Raw genomic sequence first — 20,536 nt, forward strand, 5'->3', positions numbered from 1 at the left:
TTAACGAATGGGCTCGAGGGTCTTCGGCGCCCCGCGCCTGACTGCCCATACAATAAGTATGGCGCCGACGATAAGCATCGGGATCGACAACAGCATGCCCATGGTTAATCCGCCCCAGAGGAAGCCGAGCTGGGCGTCCGGCTCGCGGAAGTGTTCGCCGGCGATCCGGGTCAGGCCATAGATCAGGATGAAGGCGCCGAGGATCATGCCGGGCCGCTTCAAGGCACCGAAGCGGATCATGATTGCGAGCACCGTGAACAGCAGGATGCCCTCCATGCCGGCTTCATAGAGCTGGCTCGGATGGCGCGGCAGCTGTGTGGGATCGTTGGGGAAGATCATCGCCCAGGGCAGGCTCGCATCGGTGGCGCGGCCCCACAACTCGCCATTGATGAAATTGGCGATGCGTCCGAGCAGCAGCCCGACCGGGGCGACCGCGGTGGTGATGTCGCCGAGCGACAGGATCGAGATGCCGTTGCGATAGGCAAACCACATCACCGCGACGACGCAGCCGAGGAAGCCGCCGTGGAAGGACATCCCGCCCTCCCACAATTTCAAGATCGCGGCGGGATGCTCGATGAAGAAGGGCAGATTGTAGAACAGCACATAGCCGGTGCGGCCGCCGAGGATGATGCCGAGCGTGACCCACAGGATGAAGTCGTCGATCTGGAGCAGCGAGATTGGCGCTGGCCCGCTCCACAGGTGTTTGTTCTTCAGCAGCGAGCGCGCATAGAGCCAGCCGAATACGATGCCGCAGATATAGGCCAGCGCATACCAGCGGATTGCGAACGGACCGAGCTCGATCGCGATCGGCTTGAAGGCAGGAAAGTCGATGAGAAGAAAGGGCATCGCGCCTTCTATGTCTGAACGAGATTGCGGCGATAGAGCGCCAGCAGACGCTCCCAATGCCGCTCGGCGGCGTCGCGGTCGTAGACCGGGCGCTTGGGGAAGGCGAAGCCGTGATGCGTGCCGGGATAGATCTCGACCTCGGCTTTCGCGCCGCTCATGCCCTGCTTGACCTTCTCGATGATCTCGGTGGGCGCGTAAATATCGGTCTCGGCGCAGGCGAAATAGAGCTCGGCCCTGGTCTTGTTCGCGGCGAGATGCGGGCTGTCATCCTGGTCGGTCGCAAGCTGCGTGCCGTAGATCGAGGCGGCCGCCTTGACGCGATCGGGGAAATGCGTGGCGGCGTTAACGGCATAACGGCCGCTCATGCAATAGCCGACGGTGCCGACGATTTCAGTGTTCGCGGCCGCCTGGCCCTCGGCATAGGTGAGCAGCGCCCTGGTGTCGTCCATGATCATGGGAATCGTGAGCGAACCCATCAGCGCGAACATCCGCTTGCGCTCGGGCGCATTCGGATCGGCCGGCAGCGCGCCGAGCTCCATCACGCCGGAGCGGTAATAGAGGTTCGGCAGCATCACGTAGTAACCCGAAGTCGCGAGCCGGCGCGCCATGTCGCGCAGCTCCTCGCGGATCGCGGGCGCGTCCATGTAGAACAGGATCACCGGGAACGGCCCGCCGCGTTCGGGATGGGTGATGAAGGTTGCGGTGTGGCCGTCCTTGGTCGGGATCGCGATCTGCTGGTCGATCATCTCGTGCGCCTTGTGATTCTTCTTATGCCGGGACGTTGAATACGATTGCAAGGAAACCGGGGCATGACAAGGATACCGCCGATCCGCTCTTGAACCGTTTCGTTCGGATTGCCATTGTCTCCTGCGAGTTCGCGCAAAGTTTATCGGAGGCCCGCCATGACCCAGACCAACAACCGGTTTTTCGACGAGATCGGCCGCCTGATGAACGACGCTGCCGGTGCCGCCCAAGGCGTCAAGCGCGAGTTCGACACGGTGATGCGGACCCAGGCGGAAAAATTCCTGCGCGACATGGATCTGGTCAAGCGCGAGGAGTTCGAGGCGGTCAAGGACATGGCTCGCCTTGCGCGCGAGGAGAACGAGGCCCTGAAGACGCGGATTGCAGCGCTGGAGGCCAAGCTCGGCGGCTAGGGCCGCTGACCCTCCCCTGGAGGGGGAGGGTCGATCGCGCGTAGCGCGAGCGGGGTGGGGTGACGGTCCCTCCGCGTCGAACAGTGCTCGTGGGGAGAGATCACCCCACCCCGTCCCACATTTCGCTGCGCTCAATGTGAGCCGACCCTCCCCCTCCAGGGGAGGGTGGGAAACCGCCCCCCAGCGGGGCCCATTCTCCTTGTCATTTCCGCATCTTCCGGGTAAAAGCCCGCCAACGTCTGCGGCCCCCGCACCCCTGGAGGCTTGCTGCGGACTATGCCATGGGCCGCGCTGCGGCCCATTAACTTTTGCAAAAACAAGGACTTAACGTTATGGCGACGACCGTCAAGGAATTGAAGGCGACCGCACGTCCGAAGAGCGGCAAGGGGGCCGCCCGGGCTGAGCGTCGCGCCGGCAGAGTGCCCGGAGTGATCTACGGCAACAACCAGCCCCCGGTGACGATCTCGATTGAAGATCGCGAACTGCGTCAGCGCATCCTCGCCGGCCGGTTCCTGACCACGCTGGTCGACATCGACCTCGAGGGCAAGAAGCACCGCGTGATTCCGCGCGACTACCACCTCGATCCGGTCAAGGACTTCCCGATCCATGTCGACTTCATGCGGCTCGGCGAAGGCGCCACCATCCGCATCAGCGTGCCCTTGCATGTGGTGAAGGCGGAAGGCTCGCCCGGCGTGAAGCGCGGCGGCACCGTCAACATCGTCGCCCATGCGATCGAGCTCGAATGCGGCGTCGAGAGCATCCCGCAATACATCGAGGCCGATGTCGGCTCGCTCGAAATCGGTCACTCGCTGCATCTGTCGGACGTCAAGCTGCCGGCCGGTGTGAAGGCGCTGACCCGCGAGGACGCGACCCTCGTCACCATCGTGCCGCCGTCCGGCTATGCCGAAGAGCAGAAGGCCGCGGCTGCGGCTGCTGCCGGTGGCGCGGCTCCGGGCGCTGCGGCTGCTCCGGCGGCTGGCGCGGCGGCTCCGGCTGCGGGTGCTGCTGCTCCGGCGGCGGCTGCCAAGGCTCCCGCCGGCGGCGACAAGAAGAAGTAATCTCTCAAAGCTGGCGCGCGATCCTTGATCGCGCGCCGAGCGAGGGGCGCGCCGCGTCATGCGACTCTTTGTTGGGCTCGGCAATCCCGGCGCGAAATACGCACGTAACCGGCACAATATCGGCTTCATGGCCGTCGACGAGATCGCGCGGCGTCATGGCTTTGCGCCATGGCGCCGCCGCTTTCAGGGCGAGACCTCGGAAGGCACGCTCGGACCTGAGCGCGTGATCCTGCTCAAGCCCACGACCTACATGAACGACTCCGGCCGCAGCGTTCAGGAAGCCGCAAGCTTCTTCAAGATCGCTCCCGGCGACGTCACCGTGTTCCATGATGAGCTCGAACTGCCGCCGGGCAAGGTGCGGGTGAAGATCGGCGGCGGCATCGCCGGCCACAACGGCCTGCGCTCGATTTCCGCGCATATCGGCAACGAGTATCGCCGGGTGCGGCTCGGCATCGGTCATCCCGGCGTCAAGGAGATGGTGCACGGCCACGTGCTGTCGGACTTCGCCAAGGCCGACAACGAGTGGGTGGCGACGCTCTGCGATGCGGTGGCTGAGCACGCGGCGCTGATCGCCAAGGGCACGGACGCGACCTTCGCCAACAGGGTGCATCTCGCCATGCAGGCGAAGGGATTTTTGACCAAGGACGAGAACGGCAAGGAATAGGGTCGCTGTTCTCTCCGTCATGCCCGGGCTTGTCCCGGGCATCCACGATCTTCGTTCCGCGCGTTAAGGCGCGGATGGCCGGGTCAAGCCCGGCCATGACGAATACGGATAGAGGACGACTATGGGATTCAAATGCGGGATCGTCGGGTTGCCCAATGTCGGCAAATCGACCTTGTTTAACGCGCTGACCGAGACGGCCGCGGCGCAGGCTGCGAACTATCCGTTCTGCACCATCGAGCCGAATGTCGGCGAGGTTGCCGTGCCCGATCCGCGGCTCGACAAGCTGTCGGCGATCGCCAAGTCGGCGCAGATTATCCCGACCCGGCTGACCTTCGTCGATATCGCGGGCCTTGTGCGCGGCGCCTCCAAGGGCGAAGGTCTCGGCAACCAGTTCCTCGCCAACATCCGCGAGGTCGACGCCATCGCGCATGTCGTGCGCTGCTTCGAGGACTCCGACATCACCCATGTCGAGGGCAAGATCGCCCCGCTCGCCGACATCGAGACCATCGAGACCGAGCTGATGCTCGCGGACCTCGACAGCCTCGAGAAGCGCGTCGACAACCTCGCCAAGAAAGCCAAGGGCAACGACAAGGACGCCAAGGAGCAGCTTGACCTGGTCAACCGCACCCTGGTGCTGCTCCGTGACGGCAAGCCCGCGCGACTCGTGGAGCGCAAGGCCGAGGAGGAGCGCGCCTTCTCCATGCTCGGCCTGTTGTCGTCAAAGCCGGTGCTCTATGTCTGCAACGTCGAGGAAGGCTCGGCCGCAACGGGCAATTCGTTCTCCCAGGCGGTGCAGGAGCAGGCGGCCAAGGAAGGCGCCGTCGCCGTCGTCATCTCTGCCAAGATCGAATCCGAGATCGCCACCATTTCGCGCGAGGAGCGCGCCGACTTCCTGGAGACGCTGGGTCTCGAAGAAGCCGGCCTCGATCGCCTGATCCGCGCCGGCTACACGCTGCTGGACCTCATCACCTATTTCACGGTGGGTCCGAAGGAAGCGCGCGCCTGGACCATCTATCGCGGCACCAAGGCGCCGGGCGCGGCCGGCGTGATCCACACCGATTTCGAGAAGGGTTTCATCCGCGCCGAGACCATCGCGTATGAGGACTACGTCGCGCTGAACGGCGAAGCCGGCGCCCGCGATGCCGGCAAGCTCCGGCTCGAAGGCAAGGAATACGTCGTCGCCGACGGCGACGTGATGCATTTCAGGTTCAATACGTAAGCTGAAGCTTGTGCCCCGGACGTAGCGCAGCGCTCTTGCGGTGCGCTGCAGAGCCGGGGCCCAGGAGTCTTGATTGCGGATGCATGGGTCCCGGCTCTGCGTCGCGTCATTTCATGCCGCGCCGCGTCCGGGACACGAGAGCCTCACCGCATCCCGCCGCCCTGGTCCCTGATTGCGCCGAGATGCTCGTTGATGCGGAAGACGATCAGGATCAGTTCCGCGGCGATGCGCGAGAACACGATGCCGACGACGACGCTCGCGATCGACGACAGCAGCACCAGGAAGCCGCCGAACGGGCTGATCGCCATCGCAGCTAGGCCGGAGAAGACGCCGGAGAGGCCGAACAGGCAGATCAGCGCGATCACCAGCCAGTAGAAGGTCTTGATGATGGTCGGCGTGATGAAGCGGTCCCATTGAAACAGGTCGCTGAATGAAAACATTGCTCTCCCCAGGGGCAAATCGGGCCTCGGTGTCGGATCCTGGCCCTCGGCCGATCCGACTCAGACCAAAGCCGCCGCGTCCTATGTAGCACGAGCCATGCCGGCCGGCGGGTTGAGATTGCCGCAAAGTGCGGCCACAATCTGTCATTTCCGCCAACCAATCCCAAGATGACCCTGACCTTCGAAGATTTCCCGCCCGGCCGGTTCGGAACGTTCGGCCCGCGCCATGTCACCCGCGACGAGATCTTGGCCTTTGCCGCCGAGTTCGATCCGCAGCCGATGCATCTCGATGAGGAGGCGGCCGCCAGGAGCATGCTGCGCGGCCTGTCCGGCTCCGGCTGGCACCTGTGCTCGCTGATGATGCGGATGATGGCCGACGGGTTCATCACCCGCGCGGCCTCGCTCGGCTCGCCCGGCGTCGATGAGGTGCGCTGGCTCTCGCCCTTGCGGCCCGGCGACGACCTGATGCTCGACGTCGATGTGCTGGAAGCGCGCACCTCGAAGAGCCGGCCCGGGCTCGGCATCGTCAAGTTCAAATGCACTGTGCGCAACGCCAAGGGCGAGGCGCTCGCCGAGATGACCTCGCCGATCCTGATCAAGCGGCGCGAGGGGGCGGTCTGATGCGGTTCTTCGAGGATATCGCGATCGGCCAGCGCCGCGAGCTCGGCGCCTATACGTTCACGGCGGAGTCCATCAAGACCTTCGCCGCCAAGTTCGATCCGCAGCGTTTTCACCTCGACGAGGAGGAGGGCAAGAACTCGCTGTTCGGCGGGCTCGCGGCGTCGGGCTGGCATGTCGGCTCGGCCTGCATGAGCCTGGTTGTCGCCGACGGCCAGCGGCTGGCGCGGGAGGCCGCAGAGCGCGGCGAGGAGGTCGCGGTGTGGGGGCCGTCGCCGGGCTTTCGCGACCTGCGCTGGATCAGGCCGGTGCTGGCCGGCGACACGATCGACTACGTCAGCGTCGTCATCGACAAGCGCACGTCAGCCTCGCGTCCCGGCTGGGGCATTCTGACGGCCCGCACCACCGGCACCAACCAACGCGGCGAAGAGGTCTATTCCATCACCGCCTCAGCCTTCGTGCCGATGCGTGCGAAGAGCGGTTAGATCTGTTCCAAGATGAACGGGCAAATCAGTGGGCAAGTGTTGCCCGCGCGCTATGGACGCTTTTCGGGGCGGCTGCCATAAGCCTGCGCAACATGGTTACCGCGAAGCAGTTTTGCGGAACCAGTGAGTTGCTAACTAATTATGAACCTGTCGCTGTCTAATTGAAACGAATAGGCAGAGACAGGGGACGAGGACAATGGCAGATCGCGGCGCACTCAAGTTTGTGGGATTCATCTTCGCGACCGCGACGTTGGCCGTGATGCTGGTCGCCGGCATGGTGGTGAAGGGCTATGCCGATGGCGCCTACACCCTGGAAGCCTCGACCGTGGAAGCCTCCCAGTAAGAGTTCGCCAATTGATCGGGGCCGGCGTCCGGCCCTGGGTCAACGGCTGTAGACAAACGCCAGCACCGCGATCGCGACCGCCAGCAATCCAACAAAGCGCAGCATGATCGTGCCCAGCTGATTCGGCGCGGGCCGCAGCGATATAGGGTCCGAGTTGTCGGGCCGAATGCTTTCCATGACATGTCCCCAAGGCCCGGCCGCAGACAGCCACGGGCGCTTGGCATTGGTCGCCGGGGAGGGGCGGAGGGTTCAAAGGCTGGTGCTCTTCGCCTCGCCCCGCTTGCGGGGAGAGGCCGACGCGCGAAGCGCGGCGGGTGAGGGGGACTCTCCGCGAGTCTCTCTGTCACCGTTTTCGGGGAAACTCCCCCTCACCCCGACCCTCTCCCCGCAAGCGGGGAGAGGGAGAAAACATTGTCAGAATCAAAACCGCCGCGTCCCTTGCGGAACGCGGCGGCCGGTGATGCTTGACGCCAATGCTTAGCTGTTGCGCAGGCCGTCGGCGGCGCGCTTCCACTGCGAGACGTTGTCCGCGATCATGCGGGTCGACTTCATCGCGGCCTGGCTGAGCTGGGCGTAGCCGGAGATTTCGCGCTGGACGCGCTGGCCTTCGGCATGGAGCAGGTCGCGCAGGCTCTCGAGCTCGGAGATCAGGTTCTCGATCTCGGCGAGCGAGGTGCCGGCGACGCGCTGGATCAGCGAGTTGACGTTGTTGACGGTGGCTTCCGCACTCGGATCCAGCGGCGGCGCGTCGGTGGTCGACGCCGGACGGCGCAGATAGGCGATGTCGTTGCGGACGAAATCGCGGATGCCGGCTTCGACCTCGGTCACGGCGGCGAGATTGTTGTCGACCGTCTCGGTCTCGGTGGCTTCGACTTTTTCGGGACGCATGGCGTTCATCGTTATTCCCCTGTTCGCGTTGAGCGCAGCGCGAGTCTCCCCCGCACGACGACGTCTGTGAGGCACCCTATCAGGGCGTCCGATTGCGACAGCAAATGGGCCAAGATGCGGCAAGGGCGGACCATTCGGGGGTTTTGCCGTGGCGTATGGTTACAAGAATCTGAACGCCGCCGGGGCGGGGGCCTCAAGCCGTCGAGATGTGAGGGAGAGAGGTAGCGTGGGAACCGCTACCAGCTCTTCTTGAACCCCGCCGTTACGCTCTTGTTGGTCGCGCCCTGCGAGGTCTCGCCGACCGAGCCGGAGACGGTGACGTTGTCGAACAGCTTCTGCTCGGCGCCGAACTTGCGCAGCCATTTGTCGTCGGTGGTCGACAGGGTCTGGCCGGCGGTGATGCTGGTGCCGGTGTCGGTGATGGTGACCTTGGCGGTCTGGTCGGTCTCGTAATTGCGGGTGATGTGGCCACCGACGCCGGGCAGCGCCGTCGTGCCCTGTTGATTGACGCTGTAGCCGTTCTGGAGCGTCAGCGAATAATCGTCCGACAGCGGCACCGATTTGGTCAGCGAGGCCCCGATCTTGCTCTGTTCAGAGCCGGGATCGACCCGCGCTTCCACCGCGGTCTTGTCCCAGATCGAGCCCGCGCCCGGCGCGGTCGCGGCGGCCCAGGCGCTGCCGGAGGATTGCGGCAGGCTGCCGCCATTGGCGGCCTTCTGCGCCAGGAGTTCGGACATCGTCCGGGGCTCGCTGGTCACCGTCATGTCGGCGCCGATCCGCGTATCCCAGAACGAGAACACGGACTGCTTCACCGTCACCGCCGAGGAGCCGTTTGCATTGGGGTTCGACGACCAGTCCAAGCCATCCTTGGCCGCGGCCTGGGCCCGCTTCTTGGCGGCCATGGGGTCAATGCCGGTCCCGGCGTCGACCGCGAGCTGGCTCCAGTCGAGCTTGTCGACGTCGATGCCTTTGAGCACATCGGGGTCGTTGACATCAGGGGCGGCCGCGGCCTCGGTCTCGGCCTCGTCGTCGGGCGCGGTCGCGGCGGGAGAGAACGGCGGGATGATCTGCGCCGAGACCGTCAGCGCCGAGCCCAAAATGAATGCGGCCGCCAGCACTGGCAGCCTGGTCCAGCCAAACCCTGTCGAGAATTCCATCGTCCTGCCCGCAAACCCCAGCGCATGCTGTCCGGCAATATATATCGGCCCTCCGCAAAGGCCATGCGCCATTCCGCGCAAAACATGTTGATCATCCTCGCCGCGAATGACGAACCAACGGGGCGCGCGACCGGCGCGCGCCCGACGACGAGCTTCTGACACGACCGCATCCGGCGGGGCTGGAGGCCAGGGCGTCATGTGAGCGTCGTCATCGGTCCCGAGGCAAGCGGGACCCGTTGGCGTCCCCCTCAGCCGGCGCTTGTCATCTTCGGCAGATGAATGGCGCGGCCGAGTGCCTGCTCGACCAGGTCGAACGTGTCGATCAGCACGCGCATGCTGACGAGCTTGCCCGCCCTGAACTGGGCGAACTGCGCGACGCGCAAGCTGATCGGCTTGTTGGAATCGAGCGCCGTCAGCGAATAGCGCAGCATCGAGGCGGCGGAATCGACGTCGAGCATGATGCTTTCGCGGTCGAAGCGGCGGACGTGAAAATTGTCGGCGAGCTGGCGGATGACGTCCAGCACGGCGTCCTTGCCCTGCCGCGCGCCCAGGAACGGAAACATGTCGATCGGGCCATACAGCGCCCATTCGACGTCCTCGTCGATCAAGGCTTCGAGATCCATGAAATGCCGGTCGTTGATCGCGCGGTGCAACGCGCGCGAGAAACGCCAGAGGCTGTGCTCTGTCATTTGGGGCAGTCCTGAAGCTGGCTTGCAAAAAAACGGAAAACAACCCCGTGCACAGGAAAGGTGCGGGGGCGCTCAACTCATTTGTGTACGAACAAATACGGGGTTTCGGCCAAAACGCAATTCACATTTTTGCAATGCGCAATTGACTTCGTTTTGTGAGATTTACAATAGAACCCCGTATTTTCCCGGTTCGCGCTGGCGCGGTTACCCACCGGGAGCTCAACCTCCGGCGTCGTCCTGGCGAAAGCCAGGACCCATACCCACCGGCCCCTGTAATGTGCAGGCCGGGAGTTGACAGCATGTCGCCACATCGGCAGTCGGGGTAATGGGTCCTGGCCTTCGCCAGGACGACATGCGCTACGGCAACGACCGCGGGTTACCCGCCGTCCGCCGGCGCCCCCGTGATCAGCGGCCCGATCTCGCGCTCCAGCACCTGCTGCACCAGATCATAGGAATCGATGATCTCGCGGATCTGCGACACCAGCCCGCCGCGGAAGCTGTAGAACACCGCCATGTCGAACTGCACGACCCGGTCATTGCTGCGCTTCCTGAAATAAGTATGCATGTAGGTCGCGACCTCGTCGCCCTCGGCGACGATGACGGGCGTCTTGTAGCGGACTTCCGAATAGCGCGACCAGACCGTCTGCCAGAGCTCACGCAGCTCTTGCTTGCCGTGGCGCGGCACCATGTGCGGCAGCACGTCGATCGGCGCGTGGGTGAGGAAGTCGACATCGTCGGTGCAGCAGGACAGCGCCGCCTCGATATCCCCGCGTGCGAAGACGTCGAGCAGATGCACGACGCGCTGGCGGTTCAGCTTCTCGACCGTCATTCCGCCCGTCCTTGTGGCCCCGTGGCGTTGCGCAAGGCTAACGCGCGGCCTCACGCGCCGGCAATCCGCAAAATCACCGGGATGTTACAGACGGTATGACGCGCGAGCGCAATGCCAGGTTCATGGCGGCTGGCCCGAGTGGCGTTGGATCTGCACGAGTTCCTGCCGCATGGCGCGCAACGCGCATGGACGAACGCGCAAGGCACAACGCCGCACGCGCATGGAACCGCGCCGCGCGCCCGCCCGTTATGACGCCGACAACGCATCCGGAGACATCCATGAAATCCCTCTTCGCCATCGCCGCCGTGCTGCTCATGCTTGGCGCAACCTCCGCCGCCAGCGCCAAAGGCTGCATCAAGGGCGCCATCGTCGGCGGCGTCGCCGGCCACTATGCCGGCCATCACGGCGTCCTCGGCGCTGCTGCCGGCTGCCTCTACGGCAGGCATCACGCAAAGGAACAGGAGCGGCAACAGCAGCAGAGGCAGGTGAACGGGCAGGGGAAGTTGTAGCCCACGTCATTCCGGGTCGCGCGAAGCCGTCGCCGCGGCGGCGGCCTGTTCCCTCGCCCCGCTTGCGGGGAGAGGGTGGGGTGAGGGGGAGCCTCCCCGGGGACGGTGACAGTTGCCCTCGCGGAGACTCCCCCTCACCCGATCGCTCCGCGATCGACCTCTCCCCGCAGGGGGCGAGGTGAAGGATGGCCGCCGCACCGCGTGACCCATCTCACATCACCGCTGTCCCGGCGCCTCTAACGTCACCCCCATGTCATCAGGGAGACGTGCCATGGCCGCCATCGCCACCGCCAGAAAGTCCCGCCTGCACAACGCGCTCGAAGGCCTCGCGCTGACCGCGATCCTCCTGAGCTTCCCGACCTTCGCCGCCGCCGCCTTCCTGCTCAAGCTCGCCGGCAACCACGACCTCGTCGGCGATCCCGGCGTCGCCATCTTCGTCGCCATCGCTTCGCTCGCCCATGCGCTGTTCGCCGTGACCCTGGGCCCGAGCTTCCCCGCCTTGTTCAAGACCGTTTATGAGCCAAAATTCTTCGAAGCCCATCTGTCGCTCACGGACAAGATCACGGCTTGGCGCACCCAACCGGTCGCCTCGCTGCAACTGGTGACGATCGTGCTGCTGCTGTCGGTGATGGCGGTGGTGACGGCGAGCGTGAGGTGAGGGAGGAGACAATCTCTCTTTCGTCATTCCGGGGCGCCGCAAAGCGGCGAGCCCGGAATCCATAGCCACGACAAGCGCGGACGAAACTCCGCAGCCTACCTCTTCTTCCACCCGCCCCGTCGCCCCGGCTGCCCGCCCGTCGACTTCGGCGCCGGCCCGAACTCCGGTCCTGACTGCCGCGAGTCCGTCGGCTGGATGATCCGGCTGGTGCTGCCGAACGGTTTTGCCGGCAGCGTCTGGTTCGCGCGGAAGGGGAGGGATTCGGGGCCGTGCATCTCGTCGAGATGCGGCTTGTGGACTTTTGAGCCGCCGCCGCCGCTGGCTTTCAGCGCAGAGCTCACGGTCTTCTTCTTCATCGCGCTGACGGGCAGGTTGGCGGCGTCGCCGTACTTCTTGGTGCCCGCGTACGCGCCGGCCTTGCCCGCAACGGCGCGCTGTTTGGCGGTGGGATCGTCGACGACCGCGAGCTCGGTGGCGCGCAGGCGCTTGACCTCGTCGCGCAGGCGCGCGGCTTCCTCGAAGTTCAGATCGGCGGCGGCCTCGCGCATCCGTGTTTCCAAATCGGCGAGCACGGCTTCGAAGTTGTGGCCGATCGAGATGACGTCGTCGGTCATGTCGTGGCCGCCGACCTCGACCAGCACGTGGTCGCGCTCGTAGACGGAGTTGAGGATATCGCCGATCTGCTTCTTCACGCTCTCCGGCGTGATGCCGTTGGCAGTGTTGTACTCGACCTGCTTCTCGCGGCGGCGATTGGTCTCAGCGATGGCGCGCTCCATCGAGCCGGTCATCTGGTCGGCATAGAGGATCACCTTGCCGTCGACGTTGCGCGCGGCGCGGCCGATGGTCTGGATCAGCGAGGTCTCGCTGCGGAGAAAACCTTCCTTGTCGGCGTCGAGGATCGCGACCAGCGCGCATTCGGGGATGTCGAGGCCCTCGCGCAGGAGGTTGATGCCGACCAGCGCGTCGAAGGCGCCGAGGCGGAGATCCCTGATGATCTCGATGCGCTCGATGGTGTCGATATCGGAGTGCATGTAGCGGACGCGAATGCCCTGCTCATGCAGATATTCCGTGAGATCCTCCGCCATGCGTTTCGTCAGCACCGTGATCAGCGAGCGATAACCGGCCTGCGCGGTGGCGCGCACCTCGCCGACGAGATCGTCCACCTGCGTGCGGGCGGGGCGAATATCAACGGGAGGATCAATAAGCCCGGTGGGGCGGATCACCTGCTCGACGAACACGCCGCCGCTCTCGTTCAGCTCCCAGCCGCTCGGCGTCGCCGACACCGCGACGGTCTGCGGCCGCATCATGTCCCATTCCTCGAAGCGCAAGGGGCGGTTGTCCATGCAGGAGGGCAGGCGGAAGCCGTATTCGGCCAGCGTCGCCTTGCGGCGGAAGTCGCCGCGGAACATGGCGCCGATCTGCGGGATGGTGACGTGGCTCTCGTCGGCGAAGATCAGGGCGTTATCGGGGACGTATTCGAACAGCGTCGGCGGCGGCTCGCCGGGGCGGCGTCCGGTGAGATAGCGCGAATAGTTCTCGATGCCGGCGCAACTGCCCGTCGCCTCCATCATTTCGAGGTCGAAGGTGGTGCGCTGCTCGAGCCGCTGCGCCTCGAGGAGGCGGCCCTGGTCGTGGAGCTGGTCGAGCCGCTGCTTCAATTCGAACTTGATCGACTTGATCGCCTGCACCAGCGTCGGGCGCGGCGTCACATAGTGCGAATTGGCGTAGATCTTGATGAATTCGAGCTCGTCCTGCTTGTGGCCAGTGAGCGGGTCGAACTCCTCGATATTCTCGACGGTGTCGCCGAACAGGTTCACGCGCCAGGCGCGGTCCTCATAGTGCGCCGGGAAGATGTCGATGACGTCGCCACGCACGCGAAACGTGCCGCGGGTAAAGTCGGCCTGGGTGCGCTTGTACTGCAGCGCGACGAGGTCGGCGATGAGCTGGCGCTGGTCGATGCGCTCGCCCTTCTTCAGCGCGAACGTCATCGCGGTATAGGTTTCGACCGAGCCGATACCGTAGATGCAGGACACCGACGCCACGATGATGACGTCGTCGCGTTCGAGCAGCGCGCGCGTCGCCGAGTGGCGCATGCGGTCGATCTGCTCGTTGATCGAGGAGTCCTTTTCTATGTAGGTGTCGGTGCGCGGGACATACGCTTCCGGCTGGTAGTAGTCGTAATAGCTGACGAAATACTCGACCGCATTGTCCGGGAAGAAACTCTTGAACTCGCCATAGAGCTGGGCGGCGAGCGTCTTGTTCGGCGCCAGGATCAGCGCCGGGCGCTGGGTCGCCTCGATCACCTTGGCCATGGTGTAGGTCTTGCCGGAGCCGGTGACGCCGAGCAGCACCTGCGAGCGGTCGTTGCGATCGACGCCCTCGACCAGCTCGGCGATCGCGGTCGGCTGGTCGCCCTTGGGCTCATAGGCCGACTTGATCTCGAAGCGCACGCCGCCTTCGGACTTTTCCGGGCGCGGCGGCCGGTGCGGCGTCCAGACCCGCATCGAGCCGTCGTCCTTGCGGAACTCCGGGCGGCCCTCGCGGATCAGCGCCTCCAGCGCATCCGCGGTCGCCTTGACGCCCAGCGCCTCCATCTTGCTGCGCGGCGGACGCGCCAGCGCCTCGGCGTCGTCTTCCTCGGTCGGAAGCCCGAGCTGCCGCGCCAATTCCGGATCGAGCGTCGGGATCGTGGCTGCCGTGCCGTAATTGGCCTGCGGCGCCTCGTCGAAGCCTTCGGAGGAAGCGCGCGCCCCCGGCGGCTGCGGATTGGGACGCAGCGGCATCGGTTTGGCCGCATCCTGCGGAAACTCCTTCGGCGTCGAGGCGCGCGCGCGGTGCGCGGCAGCCTCGCCGCCGGAGCGGCGATCGCGCGAATTGTCCGGCGGCGGCTGCAGGCCGGTACCCGATCCCAGGCCGGCATCGCCGCGGTTGATCGCGGGATTGAGTAGCTCGGCCAGCGCCGGCCCGATCGGCTGCACATCGGGGCGATGCGCCTTCGAGTTCGGGGCCTTGGTCTTCGGGGATTTGCCGGATTTTTCGGAGGATGCAGGTTTCTTCGCCATGACGCGAATATGGGACGAGTCCGCCCGGCAATAAAGGGCGAATGCCCATCGCCATGCAGCCTGCTGACAGCAGGTTGGCAGCAGCCTCGAGGCTCACGCCGCCGGCAGCGGCCCCTCGTCGTCACAGGCCGTAACATGCGGCTGGAGGATGTCGAGATGGATGCCGCCGCAATCGGTGCAGCGCATGGTCCAGTACTCGCACCCGGCGCGGCCGCCGATCACGCGGAGCACCGTGAGATCGGCGTCGCATTCCGGGCAATTGGACAGCACCGCGCGGGCATAGATCCGCGGACGCAGTCCGTCGATTTCGGTGATTGACACGGCCGGTTCCCCTTTGCGCCGTCCTTTCCCTGCGGACCGCTCGCCTATTCGTCGTCGTCGTCGGCCCGCCGCCGGAAGCGATCGATGTGGTGCTTGGCATCGGCAATCGCGGCATCGCGGTCGGGCCAGGCGAAGCCGACCTCCATGGCTGGAAACAGCACGCCGTCGATGGCAACCGGGCTGAAATCGGCGCGCCGGATGCGGGCGTGCCACAGCCCCTTGCCAGCTTCGAAGGATTCGATGTCAAAGCCGTCGTAAATGGTCGTCATTCTTGTCGGTCCCACGTTTTCTTTTCGGAGGGTCAGGGGACCACATTTGCGATCTCCGGGATGTGAAGTCGTTCACAAGCCGCGGGGCTTTTTCGCCGTGCGCGTCAGTTCCGCGCCACAGCACGGCCGATCCGCCTGACAGGTCGGGCGGCCGGCTCCGACGCCGCGCGCATGATCCAGCGGCGGAACGCGGCAAAGTCGCGCTGTTCGGTCTGGAAGCTGCGATAGAGCAGGTACCAGCGCATGCCCTTGGGCACCGAGAGGTCGAATGGGGCGACCAGCCGACCGGCCGCGAGATCGTCGTCGATATAGGGCCGGATGCCCATGGCGATGCCGAGCCCGTCGGCGGCGGCCTGCAGTGCCTGGCCGTAGAACTGGAACTCCGGCCCGCGGGCGTTGATGCGGGCGAGGTTAGCTGCCTTGAGCCAGATCGGCCAGTCCTCGGGTGAGTGTGCGACGCGGATCAGACTTGGGCCCTTGAGATCGGCGGGGCGCTTCAGGCCGCTCGCAAGTCGCGGCACGCAGACCGGCGTGAGGTCGCCGGCGAACAAGGGTTCGGCAACGAGGCCCGGCCAGTCCCCGGTGCCGAGCTTGATGCCGCAGCTCCAGTCCTCGCCGAACGGCACCGAGGCGCCGCCGGTGGTGAAGCGCACCTCGATGTCGGGCTCCTCGCTGCGAAACTCCGACAGGCGCGGGATCAGCCAGCGCATCGCAAAGGTGTGGCCGACGCCGATGGTGAGCACGCGCACGCTGGAGGGCGCTGTCACCTGCGCGGTGAGGCTCGCCAGCGCATCGAAGATCGGCGTCAGCCCGCTCTGATAGGCGCGGCCGGCCTGCGTCAGCACCAGGCGGTTGGCCTTGCGCTCGAACAGCGCGAGGCCGAGCCGCTCCTCGAGCAGATGCACCATGCGGCTGACCGCGGCCGCCGACACGTTGAGCTCGAGCCCGGCCGCGGCAAAGCTGCCGGTCCGCGCCGCCGCCTCGAATGCCTTGATGCCGTTGAGAAACAGTAGCCGCCGCAATTGACTGACCCTCAGGAAAGCTGATGCCAGGGCAAGATAACTCAGTTTGCGAGGGCAGGGCAAGCGAGGCACAAGAATGAGAGTAATTCCAAGTTGATCTACTGGGAGGCGCCGCTGCCTTCGCCTCTCCCCGCCTGCGGGGAGAGGCCGGAATTTGCGATAGCAAATTCCGGGTGAGGGGGACTCTCCGCGAGTCTCACTCTCGCCGTCCCCGCGGTGGCTCCCCCTCACCCCACCCTCTCCCCGCAAGCGGGGCGAGGGAGTTGCGTCCCTTACATTTGAGCCACCGCAGGAGAATTTGCACGTGACGCCCATCTTGATCGCTGCCCTTGGATTGCTGATGGTCGCCACCGCGTTCCTGTCGGGACTGTTCGGCATGGCGGGCGGACTGATCCTGATCGGCGTGCTCCTGGCCCTGATGCCGCTGCCGACCGCGATGGTGCTGCATGCGATCACGCAGATGGCCTCGAACGGCTGGCGTGCGTTGCTGTGGCGCTCGCATATCCGCTGGCGCCCGGTCGCGAACTATATGGTCGGCGCTGCCATCGCGCTCGCGGCGTGGTCTCTGACCCGCTACGTGCCTGATAAGCCGATGGCGCTGCTGCTGCTCGGCGTCACCCCATTCATGGCGCGGCTGCTGCCCACCAACATCAAGCCGGATCCTGATCGCCTGTGGCAAGGCACGGTCTACGGCACGATCTGCATGGGCCTGATGCTGATGACCGGCGTGTCAGGCCCGCTGCTCGACACCTTCTTCCTCGGTGGCGATTTCGGTCGGCGCGAGAAGGTCGCGACGAAAGCGATGTGCCAGCTCGTCAGCCATTTCACCAAGCTTATCTATTTCGGCGGCATCATCGATCAGGCGGCGAGCCTCGATCCCGCGCTCGCCGGTGTCGCAATTGCAGCCTCGATGCTCGGCACCACACTGGCGCGGCGCATCCTCGAAGCCATGACCGACCAGCAGTTCATCGCCTGGTCGAACAAGCTGATCACCACCATTGCCTGCTACTACATCGCCTATGGCGGCTGGCTCATGGTTCGCACACCGGTGCTGGCCGCCTTCGACAAGGGAGGTTTGCAGTGAGCGAGACTGCCGATCCGCTGGTGCTGGATTTCGTCGAATGGGTCGCTCGCGAGCCGCGCGCCTATGCCGAGGTGATCGCGACCTGGAAGACCTCGTGCCCGCGCCTCACCATCTGGGAGGATGCCACCGAGCGCGGCTACGTCGCGCGCGAGACGGTTGCAGGCCTCGGGCTGATCATCGCCGTGACCGAAGGCGGCGAGAGGCTGTTGCGCGCGAACGGGCGGTGATCACCTCGTTTCCAGCCTGTCCGCGCCGGAGCGCTACCGCGAAGGCGCTGCAAGCCTTGGCCGGATGATCTCGACCATGCGCTCGGCCGAGGTCCCCGGCGGAAAGAAGCCGAGATATTTTCCGTCGCGATCCATGAGATAGATGAAGGACGTGTGGTCGACCGTGTAGTCGCCGCCCTCCTTGCCGATCGCGACTTTGGCGAAATAGACCTTGTAGGCGTCCGCCACGGTCCCGATCGCGTCGAGGCTGCCGGTGAGCCCGAGCAGCCGCGGATGAAACAGCGGCACATATTCGGCAAGATGCTCGGCCGTGTCGCGCTCGGGGTCGAGCGTGATGAAGATCGGCTGCACGGCGTCGGCGTCCGACCCGAGCTGCTCGAGCGCCTGTCCGATCGCCATCAGGTCGGTCGGGCAGACGTCGGGGCAATAGGTGAAGCCGAAATAGACCAGCATCAGTCGTCCGCGGAAGTCGCGGTCACTGCGTGGCTTGCCGGTCTGGTCTATCAGCTGGAACGGTCCGCCGACCGGCTCCCGATTCCACATCAGGATGTCCATTGTCTCGGCGGCCGAGCGCGCCTGCGCCGCTCCTGCGCAGGCAAGCGCTAGTATCACGCACAGCCACAGGCTCGCGCGTCGCATCACAGCCCGAAGGTGAGGCGGCTGCCCGTCGTCGTCACCACCACCCGTCCATCCATCTGCGCATTGGCTTCCTGCGCGAAGTTGAGCCCGCTGCAATGCATGGGCACCACGACGTCAGGATTGAGTGCCTTGATCTCGCTCACGACCTGCGTGAGGTAGTCCTTCGGGGCCGGGCCGAGATGGAAGCCGCCGACGATGGCGTGCACCTTCTGGACGCCCGACACCTCCTGCGCCTGCTTGACCGAATTGACGATGCCCACATGTCCGCAGGACGAGATCACGACGAGGCCGAGATCCCGCACGTTGAAGCAGGTGGCGTGCTCGTGAATGTGCTCGTCCGGCACGATCTTGCCTTCCATCTCGGCGGGAAGATAGTGCCCGACATTGCAGCCGAGCCCATCCTTCATGCCGAATTCGACGAAGGTGTTCGGCAACACGCGTTCGCCGCTGCGGCGGGTGATCTTGCCGGTGGTGAAGGCATGATCGGCGATCACGGTCGGCGTTTCGCACAGCACGGTCGTCACCTTCTGCGCTGCGAGCTGCCGGCGATCGAGCGTGCCGAAATCGGCAAACTGTCCCTGCGTCGGCGTTGGACTGACGCGATGGCAGAAATTGTCCTCCCCGCCCGCATAGAGCTTCAAGTCGGCCGGCAGCTTGTCGCGGAATTTGTCGAGGAGGCCGTTCAGGCCGCCGAAATGATCGTAATGTCCGTGGCTGACGATCAGCGCATTGAGCTTGGCCGGATCGACGCCCATCAGCGCCATGTTGTTGAGCAGAACTTCGGGTGTGTAGCCATAGTCCAGCATCAGCGTGCGCTGGTTGCCGCCGCCTTCGGATTCAAGCCAGAGCGACAGGCCCCATTCATTGTGCAGCGATTTGCGGAAATCGCTGCCGCGCGCCGCCGGGGCGATGGAGACGCCGTGGATCTGCTTGGGACGGAAGAACATGTCGAAGCTGGAATCCACCAGCACGCGGATCGAGAGCTTGTCGACCGCCGGAACCGCGATCGGCCCCGCGCTCGCGATCTCGACACAAGTGAAGGCATTTGCGGCCGCCGCGCCGGCGAGCGCTGCGGAGCCCAACAGGAAATCGCGCCGAGGAATATTCCTGGTCATTGCAATTCCTCCCATACATGATCTTCGAAATGCCCGAGCTTAGGTCCGATCCGAAAGCGGCTCAACAAGCCGCGGCAAATCCGCGTCAGCAGTTGCGCGATCGTGAGCGTGCTGGGTGGTTGACACTGCGGTAGGATGTTACGACACTCATGCAGCTGCATCCTTGCAGCCGCAGGACCAATCATGTCGCTTAAACTCTTCGAACTCGTCGGCACTGACGCCGCGCGCCCGTTCAGTCCGTATTGCTGGCGCACGCGGATGGCGCTCGCGCATAAGGGGCTGACAGCGCAATCGCTGCCTTGGCGCTTCACCGAGAAGGGCGCGATCGCGCCGCATGGTTCCGAGAAAGTGCCGGTGCTGCTGCATCACGACCAGCCCGTGGTCGATTCCTGGACGATCGCGACCTATCTCGAGGACAATTTTCCGGATCGTCCGTCGTTGTTCGGCGGCGAGGGTGGTCGCGCCATGGCGCGCATGATCAATGCCTTCGGCGACATCGCCATCGTCGGCGGCATCTTTCCGCTGATCGTCGCCGACATCCCGAACAATCTTGCCGACGCCGACGCCGCTTATTTCCGCAAATCGCGCGAGGCGCGCTTTGGCGGCAAGACGCTGGAAGAGGTCATGGCAGGCCGTGATGCCGGCGTGGTCGCATTCCGCAAGTCGCTGGAAGTGATGCGGCAGACCCTGAAGAAGCAGCCATATATCGGCGGTGCCGCGCCGAACTACGCCGACTACATCCTGTTTGGCGGTTTTCAGTGGGCGCGCGTGGTGAGCTCGTTCAAGCTGCTCGAGGCGGATGATCCGGTCTATGCGTGGCGGGAAAAACTGCTCGACGCGTTCGACGGCATGGCGCGGACATCGCCGGGGCATGCGGTGTAGGGCACACTTGCTCCTTCGCCGGGACGACAGTGAGTGTGTGGCGCGCTCTCGCGTCTAACGAGCCGCCTCTTCCGCCGCCTTGCGCAGACATTCCCGGCACAAGCAATCCTCGCCCTCGACCGGCATCGGCAATCTTGCAGTCTCCTCCGCACACCAGCAGCTGCCCGAGAGGTCGCAGCCGAACTCGGTGCCGCAGCGGGAGCAGGCGAGGCGGCGCGGTTCCTGCGATGAGGATTGTTTCGGATTTGTCATGATTTACGCCGAAGCTTCGCCGTCATTTTCATGTCGGGTTCATATCTCGCTGCGGTATATTATGCGCTGCGCACGTATCAGGAAAGCGGTTCGCAACGCGCGAAGG

27 protein-coding genes are annotated in these 20,536 nt (G+C 65.0%); 12 read left to right on the forward strand and 15 right to left on the reverse strand.

Annotation, left to right across the window (positions count from 1 at the left end):
• Both lgt and NLM27_RS38565 read right to left on the reverse strand, forming a co-directional pair.
• A complete protein-coding gene (lgt, locus tag NLM27_RS38560; protein ID WP_254148235.1) occupies positions 1 to 846 on the reverse strand; it encodes a prolipoprotein diacylglyceryl transferase in 846 nt (281 codons plus the stop codon).
• Positions 847 to 854: 8 nt separating this feature from the next.
• Positions 855 to 1,592, reverse strand: a complete 738-nt coding sequence (locus tag NLM27_RS38565; RefSeq protein WP_254148236.1) for a dienelactone hydrolase family protein — start codon at positions 1,590 to 1,592, stop codon at positions 855 to 857.
• A 156-nt stretch (positions 1,593 to 1,748) separates the two neighbouring features.
• Here NLM27_RS38565 and NLM27_RS38570 point away from each other — a divergent pair, with 156 nt between their 5' ends.
• The 4 genes from NLM27_RS38570 (at position 1,749) to ychF (ending at position 4,941) form a co-directional block, all read left to right on the forward strand.
• Positions 1,749 to 2,000, forward strand: a complete 252-nt coding sequence (locus tag NLM27_RS38570; protein ID WP_135170330.1) for an accessory factor UbiK family protein — start codon at positions 1,749 to 1,751, stop codon at positions 1,998 to 2,000.
• Positions 2,001 to 2,332: 332 nt separating this feature from the next.
• On the forward strand, positions 2,333 to 3,058 hold the full coding sequence (locus NLM27_RS38575; RefSeq protein ID WP_254148237.1) for a 50S ribosomal protein L25/general stress protein Ctc: 726 nt from the start codon (positions 2,333 to 2,335) through the stop codon (positions 3,056 to 3,058).
• 58 nt (positions 3,059 to 3,116) lie between these two features.
• A complete protein-coding gene (gene pth, locus NLM27_RS38580; protein ID WP_254148238.1) occupies positions 3,117 to 3,722 on the forward strand; it encodes an aminoacyl-tRNA hydrolase in 606 nt (201 codons plus the stop codon).
• A 121-nt stretch (positions 3,723 to 3,843) separates the two neighbouring features.
• Positions 3,844 to 4,941: a redox-regulated ATPase YchF gene (ychF, locus tag NLM27_RS38585; protein ID WP_254148240.1), complete on the forward strand. Its 1,098-nt coding sequence runs from the start codon at positions 3,844 to 3,846 to the stop codon at positions 4,939 to 4,941.
• Positions 4,942 to 5,084: 143 nt separating this feature from the next.
• On the opposite strand, the gene NLM27_RS38590 is transcribed toward ychF, so the two are convergent.
• The gene (locus NLM27_RS38590) at positions 5,085 to 5,381 is read right to left on the reverse strand and encodes a DUF4282 domain-containing protein (protein ID WP_157328414.1); all 297 of its coding nucleotides are present in this window, start codon (positions 5,379 to 5,381) and stop codon (positions 5,085 to 5,087) included.
• Between the two features lie 168 nt (positions 5,382 to 5,549).
• On the opposite strand from NLM27_RS38590, the gene NLM27_RS38595 reads away from it, so the two are divergent.
• From NLM27_RS38595 to NLM27_RS38605, 3 genes are all read left to right on the forward strand, one after another.
• Complete coding sequence (locus tag NLM27_RS38595) at positions 5,550 to 6,002, forward strand: MaoC family dehydratase (RefSeq protein WP_254148241.1); 453 nt, start codon at positions 5,550 to 5,552, stop codon at positions 6,000 to 6,002.
• Entirely contained in the window at positions 6,002 to 6,484 is a 483-nt protein-coding gene (locus tag NLM27_RS38600; RefSeq protein WP_254148242.1) for a MaoC family dehydratase, read from the forward strand. Before NLM27_RS38595 ends, NLM27_RS38600 begins: the two co-directional genes overlap by 1 nt.
• Positions 6,485 to 6,680: 196 nt before the next feature.
• Positions 6,681 to 6,827 (forward strand): hypothetical protein, encoded by a 147-nt coding sequence (locus NLM27_RS38605; RefSeq protein ID WP_254148243.1) that lies wholly within the window; start codon positions 6,681 to 6,683, stop codon positions 6,825 to 6,827.
• A 39-nt stretch (positions 6,828 to 6,866) separates the two neighbouring features.
• Here NLM27_RS38605 and NLM27_RS38610 read toward each other — a convergent pair whose 3' ends face one another.
• From NLM27_RS38610 to NLM27_RS38630, 5 genes are all read right to left on the reverse strand, one after another.
• A complete protein-coding gene (locus NLM27_RS38610; RefSeq protein WP_254148244.1) occupies positions 6,867 to 7,004 on the reverse strand; it encodes a hypothetical protein in 138 nt (45 codons plus the stop codon).
• 300 nt (positions 7,005 to 7,304) lie between these two features.
• Complete coding sequence (locus tag NLM27_RS38615; RefSeq protein WP_254148245.1) at positions 7,305 to 7,724, reverse strand: hypothetical protein; 420 nt, start codon at positions 7,722 to 7,724, stop codon at positions 7,305 to 7,307.
• Between the two features lie 227 nt (positions 7,725 to 7,951).
• The gene (locus tag NLM27_RS38620; protein WP_254148246.1) at positions 7,952 to 8,872 is read right to left on the reverse strand and encodes a hypothetical protein; all 921 of its coding nucleotides are present in this window, start codon (positions 8,870 to 8,872) and stop codon (positions 7,952 to 7,954) included.
• A gap of 248 nt (positions 8,873 to 9,120) precedes the next feature.
• The gene (locus tag NLM27_RS38625) at positions 9,121 to 9,561 is read right to left on the reverse strand and encodes a nuclear transport factor 2 family protein (RefSeq protein ID WP_254148248.1); all 441 of its coding nucleotides are present in this window, start codon (positions 9,559 to 9,561) and stop codon (positions 9,121 to 9,123) included.
• A gap of 376 nt (positions 9,562 to 9,937) precedes the next feature.
• A complete protein-coding gene (locus NLM27_RS38630; protein ID WP_254148249.1) occupies positions 9,938 to 10,390 on the reverse strand; it encodes a nuclear transport factor 2 family protein in 453 nt (150 codons plus the stop codon).
• 278 nt (positions 10,391 to 10,668) lie between these two features.
• On the opposite strand from NLM27_RS38630, the gene NLM27_RS38635 reads away from it, so the two are divergent.
• Together NLM27_RS38635 and NLM27_RS38640 are read left to right on the forward strand one after the other, a co-directional pair.
• Positions 10,669 to 10,899: a hypothetical protein gene (locus tag NLM27_RS38635; protein ID WP_254148250.1), complete on the forward strand. Its 231-nt coding sequence runs from the start codon at positions 10,669 to 10,671 to the stop codon at positions 10,897 to 10,899.
• 271 nt (positions 10,900 to 11,170) lie between these two features.
• A complete protein-coding gene (locus NLM27_RS38640) occupies positions 11,171 to 11,557 on the forward strand; it encodes a hypothetical protein (RefSeq protein WP_254148251.1) in 387 nt (128 codons plus the stop codon).
• A gap of 95 nt (positions 11,558 to 11,652) precedes the next feature.
• On the opposite strand, the gene uvrB is transcribed toward NLM27_RS38640, so the two are convergent.
• The 4 genes from uvrB to NLM27_RS38660 form a co-directional block, all read right to left on the reverse strand.
• Positions 11,653 to 14,619, reverse strand: a complete 2,967-nt coding sequence (gene uvrB, locus NLM27_RS38645; RefSeq protein ID WP_254148252.1) for an excinuclease ABC subunit UvrB — start codon at positions 14,617 to 14,619, stop codon at positions 11,653 to 11,655.
• 93 nt (positions 14,620 to 14,712) lie between these two features.
• Positions 14,713 to 14,940, reverse strand: coding sequence for a hypothetical protein (locus NLM27_RS38650; protein WP_254148253.1), 228 nt, complete (start codon positions 14,938 to 14,940; stop codon positions 14,713 to 14,715).
• 44 nt (positions 14,941 to 14,984) lie between these two features.
• Complete coding sequence (locus tag NLM27_RS38655) at positions 14,985 to 15,209, reverse strand: hypothetical protein (protein ID WP_254148254.1); 225 nt, start codon at positions 15,207 to 15,209, stop codon at positions 14,985 to 14,987.
• Positions 15,210 to 15,313: 104 nt separating this feature from the next.
• The gene (locus NLM27_RS38660) at positions 15,314 to 16,231 is read right to left on the reverse strand and encodes a LysR substrate-binding domain-containing protein (RefSeq protein ID WP_254148255.1); all 918 of its coding nucleotides are present in this window, start codon (positions 16,229 to 16,231) and stop codon (positions 15,314 to 15,316) included.
• 304 nt (positions 16,232 to 16,535) lie between these two features.
• Here NLM27_RS38660 and NLM27_RS38665 point away from each other — a divergent pair, with 304 nt between their 5' ends.
• Positions 16,536 to 17,315, forward strand: a complete 780-nt coding sequence (locus tag NLM27_RS38665) for a TSUP family transporter (protein WP_254148256.1) — start codon at positions 16,536 to 16,538, stop codon at positions 17,313 to 17,315.
• A complete protein-coding gene (locus NLM27_RS38670) occupies positions 17,312 to 17,542 on the forward strand; it encodes a hypothetical protein (protein WP_254148257.1) in 231 nt (76 codons plus the stop codon). The genes NLM27_RS38665 and NLM27_RS38670 overlap by 4 nt, the downstream gene beginning before the upstream one ends.
• A gap of 33 nt (positions 17,543 to 17,575) precedes the next feature.
• Here NLM27_RS38670 and NLM27_RS38675 read toward each other — a convergent pair whose 3' ends face one another.
• Together NLM27_RS38675 and NLM27_RS38680 are read right to left on the reverse strand one after the other, a co-directional pair.
• Positions 17,576 to 18,181, reverse strand: a complete 606-nt coding sequence (locus tag NLM27_RS38675) for an SCO family protein (protein WP_254148258.1) — start codon at positions 18,179 to 18,181, stop codon at positions 17,576 to 17,578.
• Positions 18,181 to 19,296, reverse strand: a complete 1,116-nt coding sequence (locus tag NLM27_RS38680; protein ID WP_254148259.1) for an MBL fold metallo-hydrolase — start codon at positions 19,294 to 19,296, stop codon at positions 18,181 to 18,183. The genes NLM27_RS38675 and NLM27_RS38680 overlap by 1 nt, the downstream gene beginning before the upstream one ends.
• A 183-nt stretch (positions 19,297 to 19,479) precedes the next feature.
• On the opposite strand from NLM27_RS38680, the gene NLM27_RS38685 reads away from it, so the two are divergent.
• Positions 19,480 to 20,178, forward strand: coding sequence for a glutathione S-transferase family protein (locus NLM27_RS38685; protein ID WP_254148260.1), 699 nt, complete (start codon positions 19,480 to 19,482; stop codon positions 20,176 to 20,178).
• 54 nt (positions 20,179 to 20,232) lie between these two features.
• On the opposite strand, the gene NLM27_RS38690 is transcribed toward NLM27_RS38685, so the two are convergent.
• Positions 20,233 to 20,430 (reverse strand): cysteine-rich CWC family protein, encoded by a 198-nt coding sequence (locus NLM27_RS38690; protein WP_254148261.1) that lies wholly within the window; start codon positions 20,428 to 20,430, stop codon positions 20,233 to 20,235.
• Between the last annotated feature and the right edge of the window lie 106 nt (positions 20,431 to 20,536).

This window comes from Bradyrhizobium sp. CCGB12, assembly GCF_024199845.1.
Lineage (GTDB): Bacteria > Pseudomonadota > Alphaproteobacteria > Rhizobiales > Xanthobacteraceae > Bradyrhizobium.

What these genes read in the sequence shown, in the direction of transcription:
- lgt (WP_254148235.1), bottom strand. Translation starts at nt 846, where the DNA reads ATGCCCTTTCTTCTCATCGACTTTCCTGCCTTCAAGCCGATCGCGATC.
- NLM27_RS38565 (WP_254148236.1), bottom strand. Translation starts at nt 1,592, where the DNA reads ATGATCGACCAGCAGATCGCGATCCCGACCAAGGACGGCCACACCGCA.
- NLM27_RS38570 (WP_135170330.1), top strand. Translation starts at nt 1,749, where the DNA reads ATGACCCAGACCAACAACCGGTTTTTCGACGAGATCGGCCGCCTGATG.
- NLM27_RS38575 (WP_254148237.1), top strand. Translation starts at nt 2,333, where the DNA reads ATGGCGACGACCGTCAAGGAATTGAAGGCGACCGCACGTCCGAAGAGC.
- pth (WP_254148238.1), top strand. Translation starts at nt 3,117, where the DNA reads ATGCGACTCTTTGTTGGGCTCGGCAATCCCGGCGCGAAATACGCACGT.
- ychF (WP_254148240.1), top strand. Translation starts at nt 3,844, where the DNA reads ATGGGATTCAAATGCGGGATCGTCGGGTTGCCCAATGTCGGCAAATCG.
- NLM27_RS38590 (WP_157328414.1), bottom strand. Translation starts at nt 5,381, where the DNA reads ATGTTTTCATTCAGCGACCTGTTTCAATGGGACCGCTTCATCACGCCG.
- NLM27_RS38595 (WP_254148241.1), top strand. Translation starts at nt 5,550, where the DNA reads ATGACCCTGACCTTCGAAGATTTCCCGCCCGGCCGGTTCGGAACGTTC.
- NLM27_RS38600 (WP_254148242.1), top strand. Translation starts at nt 6,002, where the DNA reads ATGCGGTTCTTCGAGGATATCGCGATCGGCCAGCGCCGCGAGCTCGGC.
- NLM27_RS38605 (WP_254148243.1), top strand. Translation starts at nt 6,681, where the DNA reads ATGGCAGATCGCGGCGCACTCAAGTTTGTGGGATTCATCTTCGCGACC.
- NLM27_RS38610 (WP_254148244.1), bottom strand. Translation starts at nt 7,004, where the DNA reads ATGGAAAGCATTCGGCCCGACAACTCGGACCCTATATCGCTGCGGCCC.
- NLM27_RS38615 (WP_254148245.1), bottom strand. Translation starts at nt 7,724, where the DNA reads ATGAACGCCATGCGTCCCGAAAAAGTCGAAGCCACCGAGACCGAGACG.
- NLM27_RS38620 (WP_254148246.1), bottom strand. Translation starts at nt 8,872, where the DNA reads ATGGAATTCTCGACAGGGTTTGGCTGGACCAGGCTGCCAGTGCTGGCG.
- NLM27_RS38625 (WP_254148248.1), bottom strand. Translation starts at nt 9,561, where the DNA reads ATGACAGAGCACAGCCTCTGGCGTTTCTCGCGCGCGTTGCACCGCGCG.
- NLM27_RS38630 (WP_254148249.1), bottom strand. Translation starts at nt 10,390, where the DNA reads ATGACGGTCGAGAAGCTGAACCGCCAGCGCGTCGTGCATCTGCTCGAC.
- NLM27_RS38635 (WP_254148250.1), top strand. Translation starts at nt 10,669, where the DNA reads ATGAAATCCCTCTTCGCCATCGCCGCCGTGCTGCTCATGCTTGGCGCA.
- NLM27_RS38640 (WP_254148251.1), top strand. Translation starts at nt 11,171, where the DNA reads ATGGCCGCCATCGCCACCGCCAGAAAGTCCCGCCTGCACAACGCGCTC.
- uvrB (WP_254148252.1), bottom strand. Translation starts at nt 14,619, where the DNA reads ATGGCGAAGAAACCTGCATCCTCCGAAAAATCCGGCAAATCCCCGAAG.
- NLM27_RS38655 (WP_254148254.1), bottom strand. Translation starts at nt 15,209, where the DNA reads ATGACGACCATTTACGACGGCTTTGACATCGAATCCTTCGAAGCTGGC.
- NLM27_RS38675 (WP_254148258.1), bottom strand. Translation starts at nt 18,181, where the DNA reads ATGCGACGCGCGAGCCTGTGGCTGTGCGTGATACTAGCGCTTGCCTGC.
- NLM27_RS38680 (WP_254148259.1), bottom strand. Translation starts at nt 19,296, where the DNA reads ATGACCAGGAATATTCCTCGGCGCGATTTCCTGTTGGGCTCCGCAGCG.
- NLM27_RS38685 (WP_254148260.1), top strand. Translation starts at nt 19,480, where the DNA reads ATGTCGCTTAAACTCTTCGAACTCGTCGGCACTGACGCCGCGCGCCCG.
- NLM27_RS38690 (WP_254148261.1), bottom strand. Translation starts at nt 20,430, where the DNA reads ATGACAAATCCGAAACAATCCTCATCGCAGGAACCGCGCCGCCTCGCC.